Raw genomic sequence first — 365 nt, 5'->3', positions numbered from 1 at the left:
GAACTGTCAGGAGCTGGCTGCACAACAGCCATTACGCCCAATCAACTGGTGCAGTCGTCTTCTGAAAATGACATTTGGTATCTCTCATAAACGGATGTTTTTGAGAGAACTATCTTCGGCCTTCACACGCACGAAAGGCGGCGAAGCTCCGCCGTTAATCCGTCCGCCGGAGATCTCGCCCAGGCAGGCTGAAGGCCGAGCAAGCCTGACAGGCCCGAAAAGCCCGGCACGGGCGTCGGCGGCGATGACGGCGGCGGCATTATCCAGGGTTGATGATGGAAGTGGAGGATATCGACAACCTCTCGCGCAACCAAGACATCGCGGTCGGACTGCAAGTGATCTTGAAGCCACGGGCCCGTCCCACC

The 365-nt window shown here is 58.1% G+C and carries 1 protein-coding gene and 1 pseudogene; both read right to left on the bottom strand.

Features of this window, described 5'->3' with window-relative positions; translation table 11 throughout:
• Window positions 1-6 precede the first annotated feature (6 nt).
• Window positions 7-75, bottom strand: a pseudogene (locus tag QMN38_RS27255) (EAL domain-containing protein); the annotation flags it as partial.
• 9 nt (window positions 76-84) lie between these two features.
• On the bottom strand, window positions 85-365 hold a 281-nt coding region (locus tag QMN38_RS26805), incomplete at its 5' end, for a hypothetical protein (RefSeq protein ID WP_172942601.1).

This window comes from Citrobacter sp. R-1.5.2 (genome assembly GCF_035064245.1).
In the GTDB taxonomy this organism is placed as follows: domain Bacteria; phylum Pseudomonadota; class Gammaproteobacteria; order Enterobacterales; family Enterobacteriaceae; genus Citrobacter.
The sequence above is the reverse complement of the archived record's forward strand: the minus strand, read 5'-3'. Positions and strand labels throughout refer to the sequence as shown.